Raw genomic sequence first — 17,019 nt, forward strand, 5'->3', positions numbered from 1 at the left:
CGGGGCCTCGCGCGGCCTCCCGGGCCCTCGGCGTCAGATGCGCCCGCCGGTGAGCCGGGTCAGGGGACCGTACGCCTGGCGCTCCGCACGGCGTCCCACGGCGTACGAGGCGGCGCTCAGCGCGGTCAGGCCGGCGCCCACACCGGCGGCGACGAGCTTGCGCTCGGCGATGACCGTCCAGGCCGTCTTGGCCGTGGCCGCGACCTGGCCCGAGGCCGTGACGATGGCCTGGCGGCCCGCTTCGACGCCCTTGGCGGCGGTCTGCATGGCTCCGGACGCCAACTCGGCGGAACGCTCGGCACCGCCCTTGGCGGCTGACACACCGTCACCGGCCTTGGCCGCGGCGGTCTTGGAGGCCCGCGCGGCCGGAGCGGTCGCCCGCTCCGCCGTACGGCGGGCCTTGGACTCCGTGGCCCGTGCGGAAGTGGGCTTTTGATTCGTGCTCTTGTTCTGTTCGGTCATGGACATCGCTTTGCCTGCCAAACCGGTGACAAACCCGAAAGTCACTCGCTCGGCGCAGCATGCCCGCGGGCAGCCAGGGCAACCGGAGCCGGACCGGGGCGGTTCCTCCTCCGCCGTCCCGGGACGAGGGCGGGCCGCGGCCGGAACCCCGAGCCGGCTGCGGTCCCCCTCGTCGACGGCGTCACACGACACACCCGTCAGGTGTCACCTGGCGTCAAGGGACATCCCCCCGCCAGTCGTACCGGCGCCCGCCTGCCGTGCGGGGCGCGTAGACGGCTCGTCCGCCCGGGCCGTGGCGGCCTATCTCGGTGGGCAGCGCGACACCGTCCGTCAGCTCCTCCTCGGGCCGGTCGGTGAGGTCCAGCAGCAGGCCGTCGAGGGGGCCGCCGACCAGCTCCGCGTAGTGGCGCCCGTGGCGCGGCCCGGGGTCGTCGTGGTCGGCCCCGTAGACCCTGCCGCGCATGAACTCCAGCTCATCCATACCGGCAGGGTGTCAGCCGCCACTGACACTGCGACGCCGCCGGGACGGGCGAGCGGGCCCCCGCCGCAGCGGGGGCCCGCGATGTTCGTCGGTCTACTCGTGTGTGTGGTCGTTCCGCCCGGCCGGTGTGCTCGGTCGCCGTACCCGGCCGGTGCGCGCGGTGTCAGTGTTTGAAGACGTCCTTCGTCTTCTCCTTCGCCTGCCGCGCGTCGCCCTTGGCCTGCTCGGTCCGGCCCTCGGCCTCCAGACGCTCGTCGCCCACCGCGCGGCCGACGGCCTCCTTGGCCTTCCCCTTGACCTGTTCCCTCTTCGCCTTGGACTTCTGTTCTCCAGCCACAGCCCTCACTCCAAGCCGTGCGACTTCGGTGTCACCGACCGGGTGGCCCGGGGCACCGCGTCCAAACATGCCGGCCGTGTCGCGGGGCCGGCCGCGTCACCGCCGCGATCCGGGAAACCCGGCCGGTATGACCGCACACGAACGCCACGACAGGTCTTCCCCGGACGATGTGCGGGCCGTCGAGCGGCTGGTGCCCGTGTGGCTGGAGGAGACACAGCGCCATGACGCCGCAGCCGCCCGCGAGGCACGTGAGGGCTGGCGGCGCGGAGCCTTGCCGCCGGACGCGGCGCAGGACCTCGCCCACTGGGTCACCGCCCGGGTCACCGACACCGGCTTCAACGAGGACGAGGGGCCGGACGTCCACGGGCCCGCCCGGATCACCCCGGCCGACAAGGAAGCCGTCCACAGGTGGCTGGCCGCCCAGGGACACCCGGTCTGACGGCCTGATCCGAGCAGGTGCTTCTGATCTGAGCGGGTGAATATCGCGCCGCGGAGAACGAACCGGCGGCCGGGCGCGCGTCTGCGCCGGTCCGGCATGGAATGCCGTCCAGGTGAACCGCGTCAAGGTTTCCTCACGTCTGCTGACGAAACGAGGGTCCGACCGGGCCCACCGGTGGCGGGTACGCAAGAGCCGCTGGTACTTCCCGCTCCTCGGCCTGACCTTCCTGGGAGCGGTCGTCCTGCTCGTCCTGGTCGTCATGTCGGCGGTGACCCTCGGCGGGGCCGCCACGCCCCTGCGCGGGGCCCAGCGGCGGTGCGGAGGGGACAACGGCCTGGCCTGCGGCATCCTCCAGGGGGTCATCATGCCGCTCCTCACCCTGGCGCTGGCCACGGTGGCGTACCTCTTCTTCCGGTTCCGCCGGGTGCGCCGGGCCTACGCCGGGAAGGCCGTCGGGTCGCCCGTGGACCTGGTGGAGACGGCGGGCGGGATCTTCGGTCGTGTGGTGGGGCGCGACCAGCTGTGCGACGTGCTCATGGAGGATCTGCGGGACAGCCGGTTCCGCCGCGCCCACGTGGTGGTCGGCGGGGTCGGCACCGGCAAGACCGCGCTGCTCGTGCTGCTCACGGAACGGCTGGCCCGGCAGGGCGCCGTGCCCGTCCCGCTGCGGCTGCGCGGCGTCCAGGGCGATCTGGACTTCCGGCAGCTGGCCTACGAACGCTTCCGCCGCGAGGTGCAGGGGCACGTGCGTTCGGACGGCGAGACGGAGAAGGTCTGGCGGCGGCTGTGCCAGCAGGGACGTGTCGTCGTCCTCGCGGACGGGCTCGAGGACGCGCTGCTGGGGGACGAACTGGCACAGGAGCGCGACACCGTCATCCGGCTGGCGATCCGCCGGGCGAACGACGAGCGGCTGCCGCTCGTCATCGCCTCGCGCCCGCACGACTCGCTGCGCGGGCTCGACGCCTCGCTGACCGACCGGGAGCCACTGAGCGAGGAGGCGGCGCTCGCGTACATCTCCTCCGGTGCCGCGTGGGAGGACCGGCAGCGGCTGGACTGGATCGTCGAGAAGGCGGGCATCGCGGAGGCCCCGACGTATCTGCAGGTCGCCCGGGACCTGCACGCGGAGGGGCTGCTGGAGCGGGCCCTGACCGGGGAGTTCGACGACGAGGGACTGGACACGCGCGGCGGGGACCGGGCGGCGCTCCGCGTCCATCTGCTCGGCACGTGGCTGCGTGCCCTCGTCGTGGGACGGCTGCGCCCCGAGCTGCCGCTCGGCCGGGACGACCGGCAGGCCATCCTGGAGTACCTGTCGGCGCTGGCCTGTGTGGGGCTGGCCGACGACACCTCCGACGTCGAGTTCACCGACATGGTCGACGAGCGGGACCCCACCGCGTCGCGTTTCCCGGAGATCGTCACCGAGCTGGCCAGACGGGTGCACGGCACACGGCTGGACGTCCGTCTCGCCGCGCACTGGGGCATGCGCATGGGGCTGGTCGACCTCAGCGGGGACCGGCTGCGGTTCCAGCACAGCGTGATCCAGGCGCACCTGGGCGCCCGGTTCATGAACGCCGTGGTCCACCCGGAGGTGCCCGAGGCGCCGACGGCGGGCCGGTACTTCCCGGCGGCGCTGGAGAACCCCGGACGCGAGCTGCTGATCGCCCTGGTGCTGTGGTCGCGCACGCCGGACGGGTCCTGCCCGCACGACCGGGACCACAAGGACGGCGACCTCTGGTGCCCGGTGTCCGCCACGCGCGACCTGCTGCTGAACGCCGCCTGTCTGGCCCAGCAGAGCCGCGGTGAGCGGCCCGGCACCGCACACCGCGAACGGGTGCAGGCGGTCTTCGGCCGCGTTCTGCACACCAAGGCCCTCCAGCTGTACACCGCCGCCATCGAGGTCGACAGCGTCGACGCCGAACCCCGGCAGCGCCAGATCGCCATGGAGCTGACGACGTCGTGGCCGGACCTGCGCGCCCGCGACCCGCACAGCCTGGCGGTGGCCAAGACACTCCTCGTCTCCCGTTTCGGCGAGGCCCTGCGGACCGTCGCCCACCGGCACACCGAGCAGCCCGCCTACCTGTGGCTGTTCCAGATCGGTGTGCTGGAGCCGTCGTACCCGGTCCGCGTGGCGATCGCGCAGGAGATCGGGGCGGGCGGTGACAGCGCCTTCGGCATCCTCGAACCCCGGTTGCGGGGGCCGGAGATCGTGCGGGAGGCTCCGATGGAACGCCCGGCGAGCTGGCCGCTGGACACCTGGGGGCACCAGCAGCCCGAGGACTTCCCCGAGCCCGGCGATCCGCAGTTCCATCGCGACGACAGCGACGGCGCACCTCCCCACCGCACCCCGCGGGCCCGTCAGGAACAGCGGCGCGAGCTGCGCCGGCGGGAGGAGACGGAACGGGAGGAGGAGGAACGCAAGTGGCGCGACAACGTGCTGTGCGCGTGGCTCATCCCCCTGCTCGTCGGGTCGGTGACCACCCGCCGCCACCACGACACGCCGTACGAGATCCTGGAGAGCTGGGTACGGAGAGTCGGCACGCCCGAGCACGACGGCACGTCCGCCCTGGACCTGACGCTGGAGGTCGCGCTCGCTCAGGGCTTCAAGTACGCGGCCAACCGCCGCGACCGCCATCCGCACGCGCGGTCCCAGGCGCGTGAATACCTCAGCGAGCAGGCCTGGGACATGCTCAAGCGGTCCCGGTTCTGGTTCACCCGCCTGACCCTGCTGCACGCGCTCACCCTGTGGGAACTCCCCGATGGCCCGCCCCGCCGTCCCCCGGGCGGCAGGACGGTTCCGACCCCGCGCAGCAGATCCGCCAGTGGCTCGCGCTGCCCGACGGCACCCCGCAGCATCCCTTCGTGGAGGCGGCGGCCGAGTTGTGCGGGTGGGCGCTGTCGACCGGGCGCCCTGAACGGTTCCTGTGGATCGACGAGTGCGGTGTGGCCGCCTCCGTCGGCTCGCAGACGGCCGGGGGCGGCGAAGAGCGCAAGCACCATCTGTGGATCCCGCCCTCGACGGGCTGGAGCACCCTGCATCCGCGCGCCCGTCAACTCCTCGCGGACGTCATGCTGTTGCTCAACCTCGCCGAGCGGGGCGACTGGCCCAAGGACCGGCTGCGGCGTCTGGAGCACACGGCCCGCACCGACCTGCCGCCGTGCCTGACCCGGGACCGCCGCCCGCTCGACCCCGGCCGCACCGTGGTGCGCACCGCCGGGTCCCAGGCGGGCTCCAACTGCCGTGACGACTGCGCCTTCGAGCTGTGCCCGTATCCGCCCAAGGGGCTGGACACCCATCGCGTGGAGCTGACCGAGGCGTTCTGCCGGGCCCAGCTCGCCCTGCTGTCCCGGTCGCGTCTGCTCGCCCGGCCGCAGGCGCACTGGCAACGGCACACGGACCTGGCCGAACTGCGGGACTTCTGGGAGCGGATGGGCCGCCGCGCGCAGAACGACCTGCGGATGAGATGAGCACAGGCCGCCTTTGACGGTCCGGCAGAAATCCAGGGTTCTCACAGCCAACGCATGTCCCGTGTCCCTCCTCTTCCTCAGGGAAACACCCCCCACTCAGGAAGGGACACACTGTGCGTACGCGTATACGTACGGCCTCTGCCACGCGCGTGGTGCTCGCGTTGACCGCGGCGGGCTCCGTGCTGGCGCCCACGGTGCCGGCCTTCGCCGCGGAACCGGCCGCCCGGGCCGACCTGCGGGCGGACGTCAACCGTGACGGGCGGGTCGACGTCACCGGCGGCACCGACGCGGCGGGCGAGGACGCCTGGTCCGTCGGACGGGGCGCGCTGTCGCTGCCCAACATCGACGACGACAGCAAACGCTGCCCGGTCACCGGCACCGGCGGCAGACCGCTGTCCGACGCCCGGCTGGCCGCCTGCAACGACGCTTCCGACACCAAGGTCAACGGCACCGCCGACGCCGCCGACCTGGCCCGGGTGCGGTCGGCGCCCATGCCGGGCCTGGCCGGCGACGCCAAGGGCAGCGTGAAGGTCACCACGGGGGCGAAGCACACCCGAGTCTTCGTCAAGCGCTCCGGCGGCTGGACCCACGTCACCGCGCGGACCCGGCTGTCGGCCGCCGAGTTGCGCTCCGGTGTGGAGTTCGGCGTCGAGGCCACCGACGTGATCCGGGACAGCGCGGCATGGGACGGCCGGGCGGTGATCCGGCTGACGGTGACCTCGGGCGGCACGACCACGTCCGACGCGGTCACCCTGCGCGTCGCTCCGCTCCTCACCCATCACCCCGTGCAGAACACCCGGCAGGTGATGGTCACCAAGGTGCGCGGCAACGGCGAATGGGAGCGCCTGCAACGCATGTTCGTCAAGAACCTGGCCCGGGAGGTGCAGCGGGCCGGTATCACCGAGCCGCTGGTGACCTTCGAGAAGTACGGCGACATCTGGGCGCAGGACTTCGTGGAGCCGGCCTACGTCAGCATGACCGGGCCCGGCGGGAAGCGGCACGTCATGCGGGTCATGCTGCGCTCGGCGCAGCCGGACCGGGAGGCGGGCCGGGAGCTGTTCGAGAAGGTGCGCGGCAGGAACGTCGGGGTCGTCCAGGTCACCGACCGGTCCGAGCCGGACGACTGGTCGCTGAACTCGTTCGGGAACCTGGAGACCGTCCCGCCCTACGCGCACGGCGGGCGCTCCTACCCGGCCGGACGCATCATCATGGGCGAGCGCAAGGACAGCGGGCAGCGGCCGTCGAAGGTGATGCGGACGCTGCTGAAGTCGCAGGGCCTGCAGGACCCGCTGCTGCTGGACACCTCGTGGCTGCACGTCGGCCACGTCGACGAGTTCGTGCAGTTCCTGCCCGCCGACACGCCCCGCGGCTGGCGCATCGGCATCGCCGACCCGGAGGCCGGGCTGAAGCTGCTGCGGGACGCCCGGCAGGCGGGCCACGGCACCACGAAGATGTTCTCCGTGCCGGGCCTGGCGGGCATGCCGGCGCCCAAGGAGACCATCGCGCAGGCCCTGTCCTCCCGGCATCTGGTGGCCGACAACGAGCTCGCGGCCCGGCGCATCGCGGCCAACCTGGAGATCCTCAAGCGCGAGACCGGCATCACCGACGACGAGATCGTGCGGGTGCCCGCGCTGTACACGCGCGGCACGGAGACACGGGGGCAGGCGGCGGACGGCACCCGCGTGCCGCTGCTGAGCCGCGTGGGCGGCGATGCGGGCCTGATGAAGTCGATCGAGAAGACCGGGCAGCGGCGCGCCGACGGCGGCACCCCCTCCGGTGCGGTGGCCGCGCCGACGGTGCAGACCAGCGCGTACGTCCCCGGCGCGGTCAACGGGATCCTGCTCGGCCGCGACCGCTACGTGGCGCCCCGCCAGTGGGGTCCGGTCGTCGGCGGCAAGGACATCTTCACCGAGGCGGTCACCGCCGCCTACCGGCGGGCCGGCGTGAAGGTGTCGTACATCGACGACTGGTACACATACCACCTCGGCATGGGCGAGGTGCACTGCGGCACCAACACCCTGCGCGACGCCTCCGCCGCCTGGTGGATGCGCTGAGGTCCCCGGTCCCCGGCTGATCACAGCTGGTCCTCCGCCGCGCTGCTACGGCGGAGGGCCGGCGGGACCGGTTGTGCAGGGCGCGCGTCGCGGACGTGGAGGATCCTGGCCGGGAGGTCCTCCGCCAGGCCCTCCCCCGGCCTCTCCCGGCCTCCTCCGGGCGAGGCCCGGTCCCGGCGACAGCCAGACGCCCGGCTTCGCGCCACGCACGCCCTTGAGGCGGTGCGGGCACTCCGCAGGGGCGCCACGGCCGGTGCCCGCCCCGCCGGGGCGGGGCGGGCACCGGCCGTGGCCCAGGAGTAGGCTGCCAGACACGGCAGTCGTGTCGGCGTGCAAGGTCACCGCCCGGCCGCCCGCCGCGGGGTCGGTCACCGACGGCCGGCCAGGCGGGGCGTCCCGACGATCGGACCCGGGTGCAGTGCCCTCCGGCGGGGACGGTGCGACAAGCGGGACGGTGGGTGTCCATGGAGTGGTCCGAGTTCGCCGAGGAGATGGCCCGGCTGGCCCGGCACCTGCTGGAGCAGGGCTCCACGCAGGAGACGCTCGACGCGATCGCCGCCGCGGCGGTCAAGCTGATCGACGGCTGCGACGCGGCCGGGATCCTGGCGCTCAGCAAAGGCCGTTCCGTGACGCTCTCCTCCTGCGGCGACGTGGTCGAGAAGTCCGACCGGCTGCAGGGGGAGCTTTGTGAGGGACCCTGCTTCGACGCCGCGCGGCGCACCAACGGCGAGCGCCTCTTCCGCATCGCCGACATGACCCGTCCGCAGCCCGACTGGCCGCAGTTCGCGCCCGCGGCCCGGGGCCTCGGCATCGGCAGCATGATGGGCTTCCTGCTGTACACGCGCCAAGAGGACTTCGGTGCGCTGAACCTCTACTCCTACCGCCCCGGGGCGTTCACGGCCGAGAGCGAGACCGCCGGCTGGCTCCTCGCCTCCCACGCGGCGGTCGCCCTGGCCAGCGCCCGGACCGTGGACCAGCTGGAGCACGCACTGGAAACCCGGCACGCCATCGGTGAGGCCATGGGGATGCTGCGCGAGCGGCACGGACTCAGCGAGGAAGCCGCCTTCGACGTGCTGCGCCGCATCTCCCAGCACCACAACATCAAACTCCGGGACGTGGCGCAGTACATTCGCGCCGAACCGCCCGGGAACGGAAACGGGAACGGGAACGGCTGACACGACCACGCCGCCGGAAACGGGGTACGCGGGGAGGACACGGAAACGCCGCTGCAGAGGCGTTTGCGTGAGGTGTCGTGGTTCGGACCGTAGCCACGGCACCGCTGACGGTTCGCGACCGCCGGTCACCCGGCGTCGTGGCACCCCTCAGGGCTCCGCCCGGTGAGACGGGGGCGTGAGCCCTGCCGGGTCATCGTGGAGGAACTCCGGCGGCGTTTTGTCGTCGCGGCCCGAGCGGACCCGGCTGTCAGTGCCGGGTGCGACACTGGCCCGCATGATCGAATCAGAGGCGAAGGCGGACCTGCTCCGCTATCTGCAGGATGCCCGCGACGCACTGCTGTGGAAGCTGGAGGGGCTGTCCGAGTACGACATGCGCCGTCCCCTGACGCCGACCGGCACCAACCTGCTGGGTCTGGTCAAGCACCTCGCCCGTGTGGAGACGGGGTACCTCGGCGACACGTTCGGACGGCCCTTCGCCGACCAGCCGTCCTCCTGGGACCAGCAGGACGCCGAGTCCAACGCGGACATGTGGGCCACCGCCGAGGAGTCGAGTGAGGAGATCATCGGGCTGTACCGGCGGGCGTGGCAGCACGCGGACGCCACGATCGCCGACCTGCCGCTCGACGCGACCGGCCATGTCCCCTGGTGGCCGACGGAGCGCAGTGAGGTGACGCTGCATCATGTCCTGGTGCGTGTGCTCGCGGACACCCAGCGGCACGCGGGGCAGGCCGACATCGTCCGTGAACTCGTGGACGGTTCGGTCGGGATGCTGAGGAACAACGACAGTCTGCCGTCGACCGACGAGGGCTGGTGGGCCGAGCACCGGCGCCGGGTGGAGGACGCGGCACGGGAGGCCGGCCGCACCTGACCCCCGCCCGCGCGCCGGCCGATCGGCCGATCGGTCGGTCGGTCGGTCGGTCGGCGCATCGTCGCCCGGTGGCCCCGGCGGAATCCCCCAAGTGACCACCGCACGCCTTGAGAGGGGCTCATCGCATGAGTGACTTCCCCCGTTTCCCGTCCGGCTTCGTGTTCGGTGCCGCGACCGCCTCCTACCAGATCGAGGGCGCGGCCCGGGAGGACGGACGCGGCCCGTCGATCTGGGACACCTACAGCCACACGCCCGGCCTGGTGGCCGACGGTGACACCGGCGACGTCGCCTGCGACCACTACCACCGCTATCCGCAGGACGTTGCCCTGCTGCGGGACCTGGGCGTGGACTCGTACCGCTTCTCGGTCGCCTGGCCGCGTGTGGTGCCCGACGGATCGGGGCCCGTGAACCCGAAGGGGCTGGACTTCTACTCACGGCTGGTCGACGAACTCCTCGCGGCCGGGATCGAGCCCGCCGCCACCCTGTACCACTGGGACCTGCCGCAGGCCCTGGAGGACCGGGGCGGCTGGCGGGTCCGGGAGACGGCGGAGCGGTTCGCCGAGTACACGGCCGTCGTCGCCGGGCACCTGGGTGACCGGATACCGCGCTGGATCACCCTCAACGAGCCCTGGTGCAGCGCCTTCCTCGGCTACTCCGTGGGGCGGCACGCGCCCGGCGCCCGCGAGGGCCGGGGCGCGCTGGCCGCCGCCCACCACCTGCTGGTCGGCCACGGCCTGGCCGTCCAGGCGCTGCGCGCGGCCGGCGCACGGGAGGTGGGTATCACCCTCAACCTCGACCACAACCTGCCGGCCACCGACTCCCCCGCCGACCGGGCGGCCGTCGTCCGCGCCGACACCCACCACAACCTGGTGTGGACCGAGCCGATCCTGGCGGGCCGCTACCCGGCCACGGAGGAGGAGACCTGGGGCGAGCTGATCACCGGACAGGACTTCCGACTGGACGGCGACCTGGAGCTGATCTCACAACCGCTGGACTTCCTCGGCGTCAACTACTACCGGCCGATCGTGGTCGCCGACGCCCCGTACCGTGAGAGCGACCCGGCGCGGCGCGTGGCCACCGACAACCGTTACGCGGAGGTCCGGATGCCGGGAGTCCGGCACACCGCGATGGACTGGCCCGTCGCCCCGGGCACCTTCACCGACCTGCTGGTGCGGCTCAAGCAGCGGTACGGCGACGCGCTGCCCCCCGTCCACATCACGGAGAACGGCTCCGCCGAGGACGACACGGTGAGCGCCGACGGGGCGGTGCACGACACCGACCGGGTGGCCTACCTGCGCGATCACCTCGTCGCGCTGCGGGCGGCGATGGACGCGGGTGTGGACGTGCGCGGCTACTACGTGTGGTCGCTGCTCGACAACTTCGAGTGGGCCTTCGGGTACGGCAAGCGCTTCGGCATCGTCCGGGTCGACTACCGCACGCAGGCGCGTACACCGAAGGACAGCTACCACTGGTACCGGGCGATGCTCGCCGACCGGCGGCGGGGGCTCACGCGCTCGTGAGCAGCTGCGGCGCCGGCTCCTTGATCAGGGTGTTGGTCCAGCGCATCTGGCGGAGCGTCTGCGGGTGGCAGGCGCTCGCCAGCCCGAGGAGCCGGTCGTCGCGGGTGGCCTGGGCGGCCTGGGCGAGCATCTCGCAGTGCAGCGAGTTCCGGGTGGCGGCCGGGCAACCAGCGTGACGCGGGCCGCGCTCGTCTTGAACAGGGGCTGTTCGCAGACCGGGTCCCAGTCGGTGACGGTGGTCTCGTTGGCGGCGCGGCCCGGGCCGCCCTCGGGCGGGCGGTGCCCTTCGGGCGTGTCCCAGTAGCCGTAGTGGAAGGGCAGGAAGATCAGCCCGTCCCGGATCGCGGTGGTGCGCAGCCGGGCGCGCACCGCCCCACGCGGGGTGCTGACCTGGACCAGGTCGCCGTCGGCCAGCCCCTGCCTGGCGGCCTCGGCGGGGGAGACCGGAGCCGCCGAGGATCACGATGTCGATCACCTGGTTCGGCCGATGGGCTGGCACCGCCCGAGTCCGGCTCCCTAGGATGTATTCCCTGTCATGCCAGTCCAGTTGGCGCGGCGCCAAGCAGGGGGAACGATGCCCATCGAGAAGCAACTGTCCACGCAGATCGACGCCAACGTGCCGACGGCCGCGCGGATGTACGACTACTACCTGGGCGGCAAGGACAACTACGCGGCCGACCGTGCCGCGTGCGAGCAGCTCGACAAGGTCGTGCCCAGCACGCGCCGCCTGGCACTGAACAACCGGCGCTTCCTCCAGCGGGTCGTCAAAACCCTCACGGAGGAGTTCGGTGTCCGGCAGTACCTCGACCACGGATCGGGGCTGCCGACGCAGGACAACGTGCACCAGGTGGCCCAGCGGATCGACCCGAGCACCCACGTGGTCTACGTCGACAACGACCCGATGGTGCTGGTGCACGGCCGCGCTCTGCTGGAGCAGGACGAGCGCACCACGGTCATCCACGCGGACATGCGCGCCACGGACGAGATCTTCGACCACCCCGAGACCAAGCGGCTGATCGACTTCTCGCAGCCGGTGTGCGTGCTGTTCAACTCAGTGTTCCACTGCATCCCGGACAGCGACACCGACGGACCGCTCGCGGTGGCCCGCCGGGTCCGGGAACGGCTCGCGCCCGGCAGTTTCCTGGTGATGTGCCAACTGGTCAGTGAGGACCCCGAGGTCCGTGCGTTCGTCACCGACTTCATGGACAAGGCGACCCAGGGGCACTGGGGCCGCGTCCGCGAGGAGAAGGACGTCGCCGAGCTGTTCGAGGGTCTGGAGATCCTCGAACCGGGGCTCGTGGAGGTGTCGACGTGGCGCCCGGACACCGAGGTCGCGCCGCGGCAACTCACGCACGAATGGATCGAGTTCGGCGGAGTCGGACGGATTCCGCTGGAGGGCTAGGCAGCCTCGGGAACGCCCCTCACCGCCGGACGGGAGGGGCGTTCCCGTGCCGCACCGCTCGTCTCACACGGGTGTGGGTGCACCGGGGTGCGTCCCACCTGCGTGTGTGACGCTACGCCGGGTATTCCTGGGGCACCTTTCTGACCTGCAGTTTTCCGGGATCGGACCGGCTGTGACCTGCTAGGACGGGTTGCAGAGGCGATCGGAGGCAGTCAGAGGAAACCGCTCTGATTCGACCCCGATTCGACCCGAGCTGCTCGGAGCCAGTCAGAGGCAATCGCCCTCTGCTTGGCCCCGAATCGGCCGAGGTCGGAGCGGTGTCGGACGGTCAGGATTCCTCTGGCGGCGCTCCGAGTCGATCTCGGTCGAGCCGCGATGGGGACGCCTGCCTCCGCTGAGGAGCCAGGCATACGAAGGCCTCCAGGACGGCCATCCTGGAGGCTTCGCTTGGCACCGATTGGAGGTCGGTTCCGGACACCGCCCGTGGTTTTAGCGGGCCTGGGTGGCGTCCACGTCCTTGCGAGACGACCCCACAGTGCCACACCACACCCACCAGGCAGACCCATCCCGACGGACATTTCACCCGAGCGAGCGACTGGGCCTTTACAGACTGTCTTCGGCCGCGGCTGATCTTGTCCTGCTCGGCGACCTCACCGGCCGCTATGCGGCAGGAAGCTACAGCAAGCTCCGCTCCGACGCCCGGACGGTGGTCCTGCGCGAAGACCGGCAGGGTGCGGCCGAGCACGGGCACCGGATCACTGCGGCCATCGCCTGCCACGTCGCCCGCGCCGGCGGAACCGTCGACCAACTGACCCGGCTGCTGCTCCACCCCGACCACGAAGGCGGCCGGCACGCCCAGCACATCGCATTGCGCTCCGGGCAGGCGCGAGCCCTGGAGTACATCCGTCGGGTGTGGGCCAGCGCCTCTGCGGTGGTGAGCAGCACGCGAGTCCTGGATTCGCGTCATCAGGCGCACGAGGTTCTCGCCACGCTGCGGAACCGAATCGAGACCACGCCCTGGCGCGGCGAGCGGGGGCGAACCGCACTGCGCGTGCTGCGGGCACATCTGAACTTCGCGGAGATCGCTGGCGGCCCCCTGCACCACGCCAGTGAGCGGCAGACCGCCGAGGAAGCAGGCGTCTCCCGCACGACCCTTCGGGCCGTCTACGAGACGGTCCTCAAGCCGCAAGGTTGGCTGCGCCGCCTTCGGGTCGGCCATGGCCGGGAGGGCTCCACCTGGTACCTCGCTGACGGCATCGCCCCCGCTTCGCTGTCTCGTTTCCGGACCACTCAGTACCCCCCCGACCCGGCACTTGAGGAGTGGCCCACCCCTGAGACAGGGACGGCGGCCGACATCGATTCCACCGTCATCAGCCGCCTCATGGGCCACGACGCCTTCGCCCACCACGGCCTCGGCAGCTCCGCCCTCATGATCATCGGCGCGCTGCACGCCCGTCCAGCCCAGACCATCAACGAGCTCGTCGGCTCGGCATCGGTGTCCCGGGCCACCGCCTACCGGACCTTGCGCCGCCTGGCCGACCACGGCCTCGTGCACCACAGCGGAGAGACCTGGAGCCTCGCGCCTCGCGCGCTGGAGGGCTTCGGTACCAGCCTGCCGGATGCGGTTCCCGGCCCAACCGCGCACCCGACACAGGGCTGGGACGCGGTCGCCCAGCACTACCGCACCACAGGTGTCGCGGCCCGGCGCAAGGCGCTGCACGCGGCCGAGCGCGCGGCATACCGGCAGGCACTGGAGCGGCTTGCTGAGCATCGCCGCAGGGCGGTGGTGATCGTCCGCGATGGCCGCCAGTTCCTCGTCCCGGCACCCCGCCCAGACGAGATCCCGCCGACGTGGCGGGCCCCGGATGGGCGCGTCCTCGACCCGGTCACAGGGCGTCCGGCCGCCAACTGGCGGGTCGCCACCGACGGCCGCCTGATCCTCATCACCCCTGCCGACGAGCGCAGTTACGACGAGCTGGCCGCCGCCCATGCCGAAGCCCTCAGCGAATGGGAGTCCGTCGCATGACTTCAGAGCCCCCAGTCACATCCGATGCGAGCGAGGCGGTGACGCCGGAGGCCTTGCGCGCCCGCTACGAGTCCGGGGCCACGGTCGACGAACTCGTGGCGAGCAGCGGCCTGTCGTACGGCACGGTTCTCAACCGGCTGCACGATGCCGGGACCGTGATGCGCACGTCGTGGCAGACCCGTCGGATGCGTCAGGATCCGCGCGCGCCAGCGTCTCGCGGCTCACCTGCGCACCCTGTACGAGGAGCACGGCGCGACCCTCACCGAGCTCGCCGCGGCGGGGGCTGGGACGAGGCGTGCTGCCCGGCGCCTGCTGATCGAGGCCGGCGGCGCTGTGCGCACCCCGCAGCAAACGCTGCGGATGCGCGCCGCGGCTCGGGCCGCTGAGCGGCAGAAGCTCGCGCTGTCCCTGCGGGCACGGTACGAGGCCGGCGCCACCGTGCCGGAGCTCGCTGAGGACAGCAACTACTCGGTGGCCACGGTCTACCGGCTCCTGCACCAGGCCCGCACTCCCATGCGGCCACAGCACAATCACGGCCCGGCCCGCGACATGAGGAAGCGGCCATGAGCGCCTTCGTCCTCGCAGGTGTCCCCCGCGGTGCCGCTCGGCTGAACGACCCGCCCATCCACCATCCCGGCTGCAGTTGCGCAGCAAGGGCACCCCCGCTCCCCCGCAGGCAGGCCCAAAAGCCAGCGTCGACGCCGTCGACAACCCCGCCAAGTCAACGCACCTTTCCAGCTTCAGGAGATCAAGCACACGTGAACGAGAACACCCGTATCAAGACCCTGGCGGCGGCCACAGCCCACGCCTGGGACGCCTTCGTGATCGTTGTCGGCATGCTCAAGGGCGGCACCGGCAAGACCACCTCGGCCTGGTTCATCGCCCTGTACTACGCCGTCGTCCTGGGGCTGCCGACGCTGCTGCTGGACGCCGACGCGACCAGCCAGTCCGCCTGGGACTGGTTCAAGGTCGCCCAGGCCGAGGGCTTCGAGATCCCGGAGAACCTGGTGGTCGAGCGGTACCCGTTCGACGACATCGCCGAGTACATCCGCGCCAAGCGCGCCGAGTTCGGCGCGATCGTGGTCGACGCGGGCGGCGGCAGCGCCCGCATCTTCCACGAGGCTGTTACCGAGGCGAACCGGCTGATCGTGCCGGTCGCCCCCACCAAGATCGAGCGCCGCAAGCTCGTGGCCACCTTCGACGAGGCCGAGCGCGCCGCCGCCCGCAACGAGCGCGACGTCACCGCCCACGTGGTGCTGGTCAAGGCCGACGACCGCACCAGCCTGCCCCGCAACGCGAAGGACAAGCTGTTGGAGCCCGCCGAGGGCGAGGGCATCGGCCCGGACCGTGACGAGCCGTTCCCGCTCGCCGAGACGACCATCCACTCCTGGGTGCACTACATGGAGGCCTTCGGCGAGATCCCGACCGAGCTGAGCGAGTACGCCGAGCTGATGAAGGAGCTGACGGCATGAGCGAGCGCATGAAGCCCCCGGCCCGCCGGGCTGGTCGCACCCTCGGCGGGGCCAAGAAGGCGACCCCGCCGCCCCCTCCCCCGGCCGCCGAGCTCACCCCCGAGCAGTACGCCGCCGAGCAGGCCGCTGCCCAGGGCGAAGGCCGTCCCCCTGCGGGCGAGCCGCAGGTTCAGCCCGCTCCTTCCGCTGTTCCCGCCGATGCATCGGCGCACGACCGGACCGAGGCGGTGCCCGAAGTGGCGCAGGCCCCCACCCAGCCGACTGCCGGGGCACCGAGCGGTCCCGTGCCGGAGCCAGCTGCCAGTCAGCCGGTTCACGCGGCTGTCGTCGCCCCTGAGGCGGGGACCGGGGCCGGTGGGGAGCCGGTGGAACGGCAGGTGCCGCCTGCGGTCCCGGTTGCCGAGCCTGGAGCACCTGCGGTCCAGCCCAAGCAGCCGGCCGAAGATGCTGCGCAGCACGGGCCGTCCCCTGTCACCACCGCAGCTACTGGGGCGGCTCCGGCCGCCGAAGTGGCGGTCCGCCCGACCGTTCCCCCGGTGGCAGGCGGTACGGCGTTCCCGGTAAGGACCGATGGCCCGGGGGCTCACCAGGAACAGCACGCTCGATCGCAGGACGCTCCCAGCGAGGGGACGCCGTACGCTCACGGTCCCGGCCGTCCCAAGGACGTTCCCGAGGTCGCCGTCGTTCTCAACCAGCGCATCATCGCCCGCGAGAGCCTCGACTCGTCGGTCCCCGCCGCCCTGAAGCTCAAGAAGCGGATCAAACGCTTCGCGCTCGACAACGAACTCGATCACCTGCCCATCGGCGACATCGTCTCGGTCGCGCTGGACGAGTGGCTCACCACCCGCGGCTTCTGAACCCGGCAGAAACGCACGGGGCGGCCGTCCTCGCATCGGGGTCCGGCCGCCCCTCCCCCCGACTATTCCAATAGCCCAATAGGCGGATAGCTATCCGCCTAGCCGGACCGACCGGAGCAGCTCTCGTGCCTGATCACTCCCCCTACGCCCGCCGACTGCGTGAAATCGCCGACGCGCTCGACGCCGAGTTCCAGCCAACCGACGACGCTCTTAGGCCGCACCCCGACACCCTGAACGTCATCAAAGACCGGCACACCAAACGAGGGCAGCTCAACCACGCCGTCCCTGAAGTTCTTCAGTTCCAGCGCCGGATCCGCCGGTGCAACGCCGACACCGACATCCCTCACGGTGACATCGTCGCGCTCGCCCTTGACACCTGGCTCCGTGCAAAGGGCTACCCACCGGACCTCAAACCGCCGGGGACGGAAGTCCTTTAACCAGCCGTCTCACAGCGGAAGCCACTG

General features: G+C 71.9%; 18 protein-coding genes and 1 pseudogene. 14 read left to right on the forward strand and 5 right to left on the reverse strand.

Annotated features, from left to right (window positions below):
* Window positions 1-33 precede the first annotated feature (33 nt).
* From ACFPZJ_RS30400 to ACFPZJ_RS30410, 3 genes are all read right to left on the reverse strand, one after another.
* Window positions 34-468, reverse strand: coding sequence for a hypothetical protein (locus ACFPZJ_RS30400; protein ID WP_381028234.1), 435 nt, complete (start codon window positions 466-468; stop codon window positions 34-36).
* Window positions 469-676: 208 nt separating this feature from the next.
* On the reverse strand, window positions 677-943 hold the full coding sequence (locus ACFPZJ_RS30405; RefSeq protein ID WP_381028237.1) for a hypothetical protein: 267 nt from the start codon (window positions 941-943) through the stop codon (window positions 677-679).
* Window positions 944-1,106: 163 nt separating this feature from the next.
* The gene (locus tag ACFPZJ_RS30410; RefSeq protein WP_381028240.1) at window positions 1,107-1,280 is read right to left on the reverse strand and encodes a CsbD family protein; all 174 of its coding nucleotides are present in this window, start codon (window positions 1,278-1,280) and stop codon (window positions 1,107-1,109) included.
* Window positions 1,281-1,407: 127 nt separating this feature from the next.
* Between ACFPZJ_RS30410 and ACFPZJ_RS30415 the strand changes: the two genes are divergently transcribed.
* The 7 genes from ACFPZJ_RS30415 to ACFPZJ_RS30445 all read left to right on the forward strand — a co-directional run bounded on the left by ACFPZJ_RS30415 (window position 1,408) and on the right by ACFPZJ_RS30445 (window position 10,798).
* The gene (locus ACFPZJ_RS30415) at window positions 1,408-1,719 is read left to right on the forward strand and encodes a hypothetical protein (protein ID WP_381028243.1); all 312 of its coding nucleotides are present in this window, start codon (window positions 1,408-1,410) and stop codon (window positions 1,717-1,719) included.
* A gap of 112 nt (window positions 1,720-1,831) precedes the next feature.
* Window positions 1,832-4,879 carry an NACHT domain-containing protein gene (locus ACFPZJ_RS30420; RefSeq protein WP_381028245.1) on the forward strand — a complete coding sequence of 1,016 codons (3,048 nt, stop codon included), beginning with the start codon at window positions 1,832-1,834 and terminating at the stop codon, window positions 4,877-4,879.
* Complete coding sequence (locus ACFPZJ_RS30425) at window positions 4,783-5,181, forward strand: hypothetical protein (protein ID WP_381028248.1); 399 nt, start codon at window positions 4,783-4,785, stop codon at window positions 5,179-5,181. Before ACFPZJ_RS30420 ends, ACFPZJ_RS30425 begins: the two co-directional genes overlap by 97 nt.
* Before the next feature lie 113 nt (window positions 5,182-5,294).
* The gene (locus tag ACFPZJ_RS30430; protein ID WP_381028251.1) at window positions 5,295-7,235 is read left to right on the forward strand and encodes a protein-arginine deiminase domain-containing protein; all 1,941 of its coding nucleotides are present in this window, start codon (window positions 5,295-5,297) and stop codon (window positions 7,233-7,235) included.
* 464 nt (window positions 7,236-7,699) lie between these two features.
* On the forward strand, window positions 7,700-8,410 hold the full coding sequence (locus ACFPZJ_RS30435) for a GAF and ANTAR domain-containing protein (protein ID WP_381028254.1): 711 nt from the start codon (window positions 7,700-7,702) through the stop codon (window positions 8,408-8,410).
* A gap of 274 nt (window positions 8,411-8,684) precedes the next feature.
* Complete coding sequence (locus tag ACFPZJ_RS30440; protein ID WP_381028256.1) at window positions 8,685-9,278, forward strand: DinB family protein; 594 nt, start codon at window positions 8,685-8,687, stop codon at window positions 9,276-9,278.
* Window positions 9,279-9,403: 125 nt separating this feature from the next.
* Window positions 9,404-10,798 carry a GH1 family beta-glucosidase gene (locus ACFPZJ_RS30445; RefSeq protein WP_381028259.1) on the forward strand — a complete coding sequence of 465 codons (1,395 nt, stop codon included), beginning with the start codon at window positions 9,404-9,406 and terminating at the stop codon, window positions 10,796-10,798.
* On the opposite strand, the gene ACFPZJ_RS30450 is transcribed toward ACFPZJ_RS30445, so the two are convergent.
* Together ACFPZJ_RS30450 and ACFPZJ_RS30455 are read right to left on the reverse strand one after the other, a co-directional pair.
* On the reverse strand, window positions 10,785-10,928 hold the full coding sequence (locus tag ACFPZJ_RS30450) for a hypothetical protein (RefSeq protein WP_381028368.1): 144 nt from the start codon (window positions 10,926-10,928) through the stop codon (window positions 10,785-10,787). The genes ACFPZJ_RS30445 and ACFPZJ_RS30450 overlap by 14 nt on opposite strands.
* A 116-nt stretch (window positions 10,929-11,044) precedes the next feature.
* Window positions 11,045-11,212, reverse strand: a pseudogene (locus ACFPZJ_RS30455) (molybdopterin dinucleotide binding domain-containing protein); the annotation flags it as partial.
* Window positions 11,213-11,372: 160 nt separating this feature from the next.
* Between ACFPZJ_RS30455 and ACFPZJ_RS30460 the strand changes: the two are divergent.
* The 7 genes from ACFPZJ_RS30460 to ACFPZJ_RS30490 all read left to right on the forward strand — a co-directional run bounded on the left by ACFPZJ_RS30460 (window position 11,373) and on the right by ACFPZJ_RS30490 (window position 16,992).
* On the forward strand, window positions 11,373-12,200 hold the full coding sequence (locus ACFPZJ_RS30460; RefSeq protein ID WP_381028262.1) for an SAM-dependent methyltransferase: 828 nt from the start codon (window positions 11,373-11,375) through the stop codon (window positions 12,198-12,200).
* A gap of 502 nt (window positions 12,201-12,702) precedes the next feature.
* Window positions 12,703-14,226, forward strand: a complete 1,524-nt coding sequence (locus ACFPZJ_RS30465; RefSeq protein WP_381028265.1) for a helix-turn-helix domain-containing protein — start codon at window positions 12,703-12,705, stop codon at window positions 14,224-14,226.
* A complete protein-coding gene (locus tag ACFPZJ_RS30470) occupies window positions 14,223-14,612 on the forward strand; it encodes a helix-turn-helix domain-containing protein (protein WP_381028267.1) in 390 nt (129 codons plus the stop codon). The genes ACFPZJ_RS30465 and ACFPZJ_RS30470 overlap by 4 nt, the downstream gene beginning before the upstream one ends.
* On the forward strand, window positions 14,587-14,793 hold the full coding sequence (locus tag ACFPZJ_RS30475) for a helix-turn-helix domain-containing protein (protein ID WP_381028269.1): 207 nt from the start codon (window positions 14,587-14,589) through the stop codon (window positions 14,791-14,793). The genes ACFPZJ_RS30470 and ACFPZJ_RS30475 overlap by 26 nt, the downstream gene beginning before the upstream one ends.
* 191 nt (window positions 14,794-14,984) lie before the next feature.
* Complete coding sequence (locus ACFPZJ_RS30480; RefSeq protein WP_381028272.1) at window positions 14,985-15,698, forward strand: ParA family protein; 714 nt, start codon at window positions 14,985-14,987, stop codon at window positions 15,696-15,698.
* 536 nt (window positions 15,699-16,234) lie between these two features.
* Window positions 16,235-16,555 (forward strand): hypothetical protein, encoded by a 321-nt coding sequence (locus ACFPZJ_RS30485; protein WP_381028275.1) that lies wholly within the window; start codon window positions 16,235-16,237, stop codon window positions 16,553-16,555.
* A gap of 125 nt (window positions 16,556-16,680) precedes the next feature.
* Window positions 16,681-16,992 carry a hypothetical protein gene (locus ACFPZJ_RS30490; RefSeq protein ID WP_381028277.1) on the forward strand — a complete coding sequence of 104 codons (312 nt, stop codon included), beginning with the start codon at window positions 16,681-16,683 and terminating at the stop codon, window positions 16,990-16,992.
* Window positions 16,993-17,019 lie beyond the last annotated feature (27 nt).

Source organism: Streptomyces bullii (genome assembly GCF_042657145.1).
Lineage (GTDB): Bacteria > Actinomycetota > Actinomycetes > Streptomycetales > Streptomycetaceae > Streptomyces > Streptomyces bullii.

Coding starts and splice junctions, on each gene's coding strand:
- ACFPZJ_RS30400 (WP_381028234.1), bottom strand. CDS start 468: ATGTCCATGACCGAACAGAACAAGAGCACGAATCAAAAGCCCACTTCC.
- ACFPZJ_RS30405 (WP_381028237.1), bottom strand. CDS start 943: ATGGATGAGCTGGAGTTCATGCGCGGCAGGGTCTACGGGGCCGACCAC.
- ACFPZJ_RS30415 (WP_381028243.1), top strand. CDS start 1,408: ATGACCGCACACGAACGCCACGACAGGTCTTCCCCGGACGATGTGCGG.
- ACFPZJ_RS30425 (WP_381028248.1), top strand. CDS start 4,783: ATGCTGTTGCTCAACCTCGCCGAGCGGGGCGACTGGCCCAAGGACCGG.
- ACFPZJ_RS30435 (WP_381028254.1), top strand. CDS start 7,700: ATGGAGTGGTCCGAGTTCGCCGAGGAGATGGCCCGGCTGGCCCGGCAC.
- ACFPZJ_RS30440 (WP_381028256.1), top strand. CDS start 8,685: ATGATCGAATCAGAGGCGAAGGCGGACCTGCTCCGCTATCTGCAGGAT.
- ACFPZJ_RS30445 (WP_381028259.1), top strand. CDS start 9,404: ATGAGTGACTTCCCCCGTTTCCCGTCCGGCTTCGTGTTCGGTGCCGCG.
- ACFPZJ_RS30450 (WP_381028368.1), bottom strand. CDS start 10,928: ATGCTCGCCCAGGCCGCCCAGGCCACCCGCGACGACCGGCTCCTCGGG.
- ACFPZJ_RS30460 (WP_381028262.1), top strand. CDS start 11,373: ATGCCCATCGAGAAGCAACTGTCCACGCAGATCGACGCCAACGTGCCG.
- ACFPZJ_RS30470 (WP_381028267.1), top strand. CDS start 14,223: ATGACTTCAGAGCCCCCAGTCACATCCGATGCGAGCGAGGCGGTGACG.
- ACFPZJ_RS30475 (WP_381028269.1), top strand. CDS start 14,587: ATGCGCGCCGCGGCTCGGGCCGCTGAGCGGCAGAAGCTCGCGCTGTCC.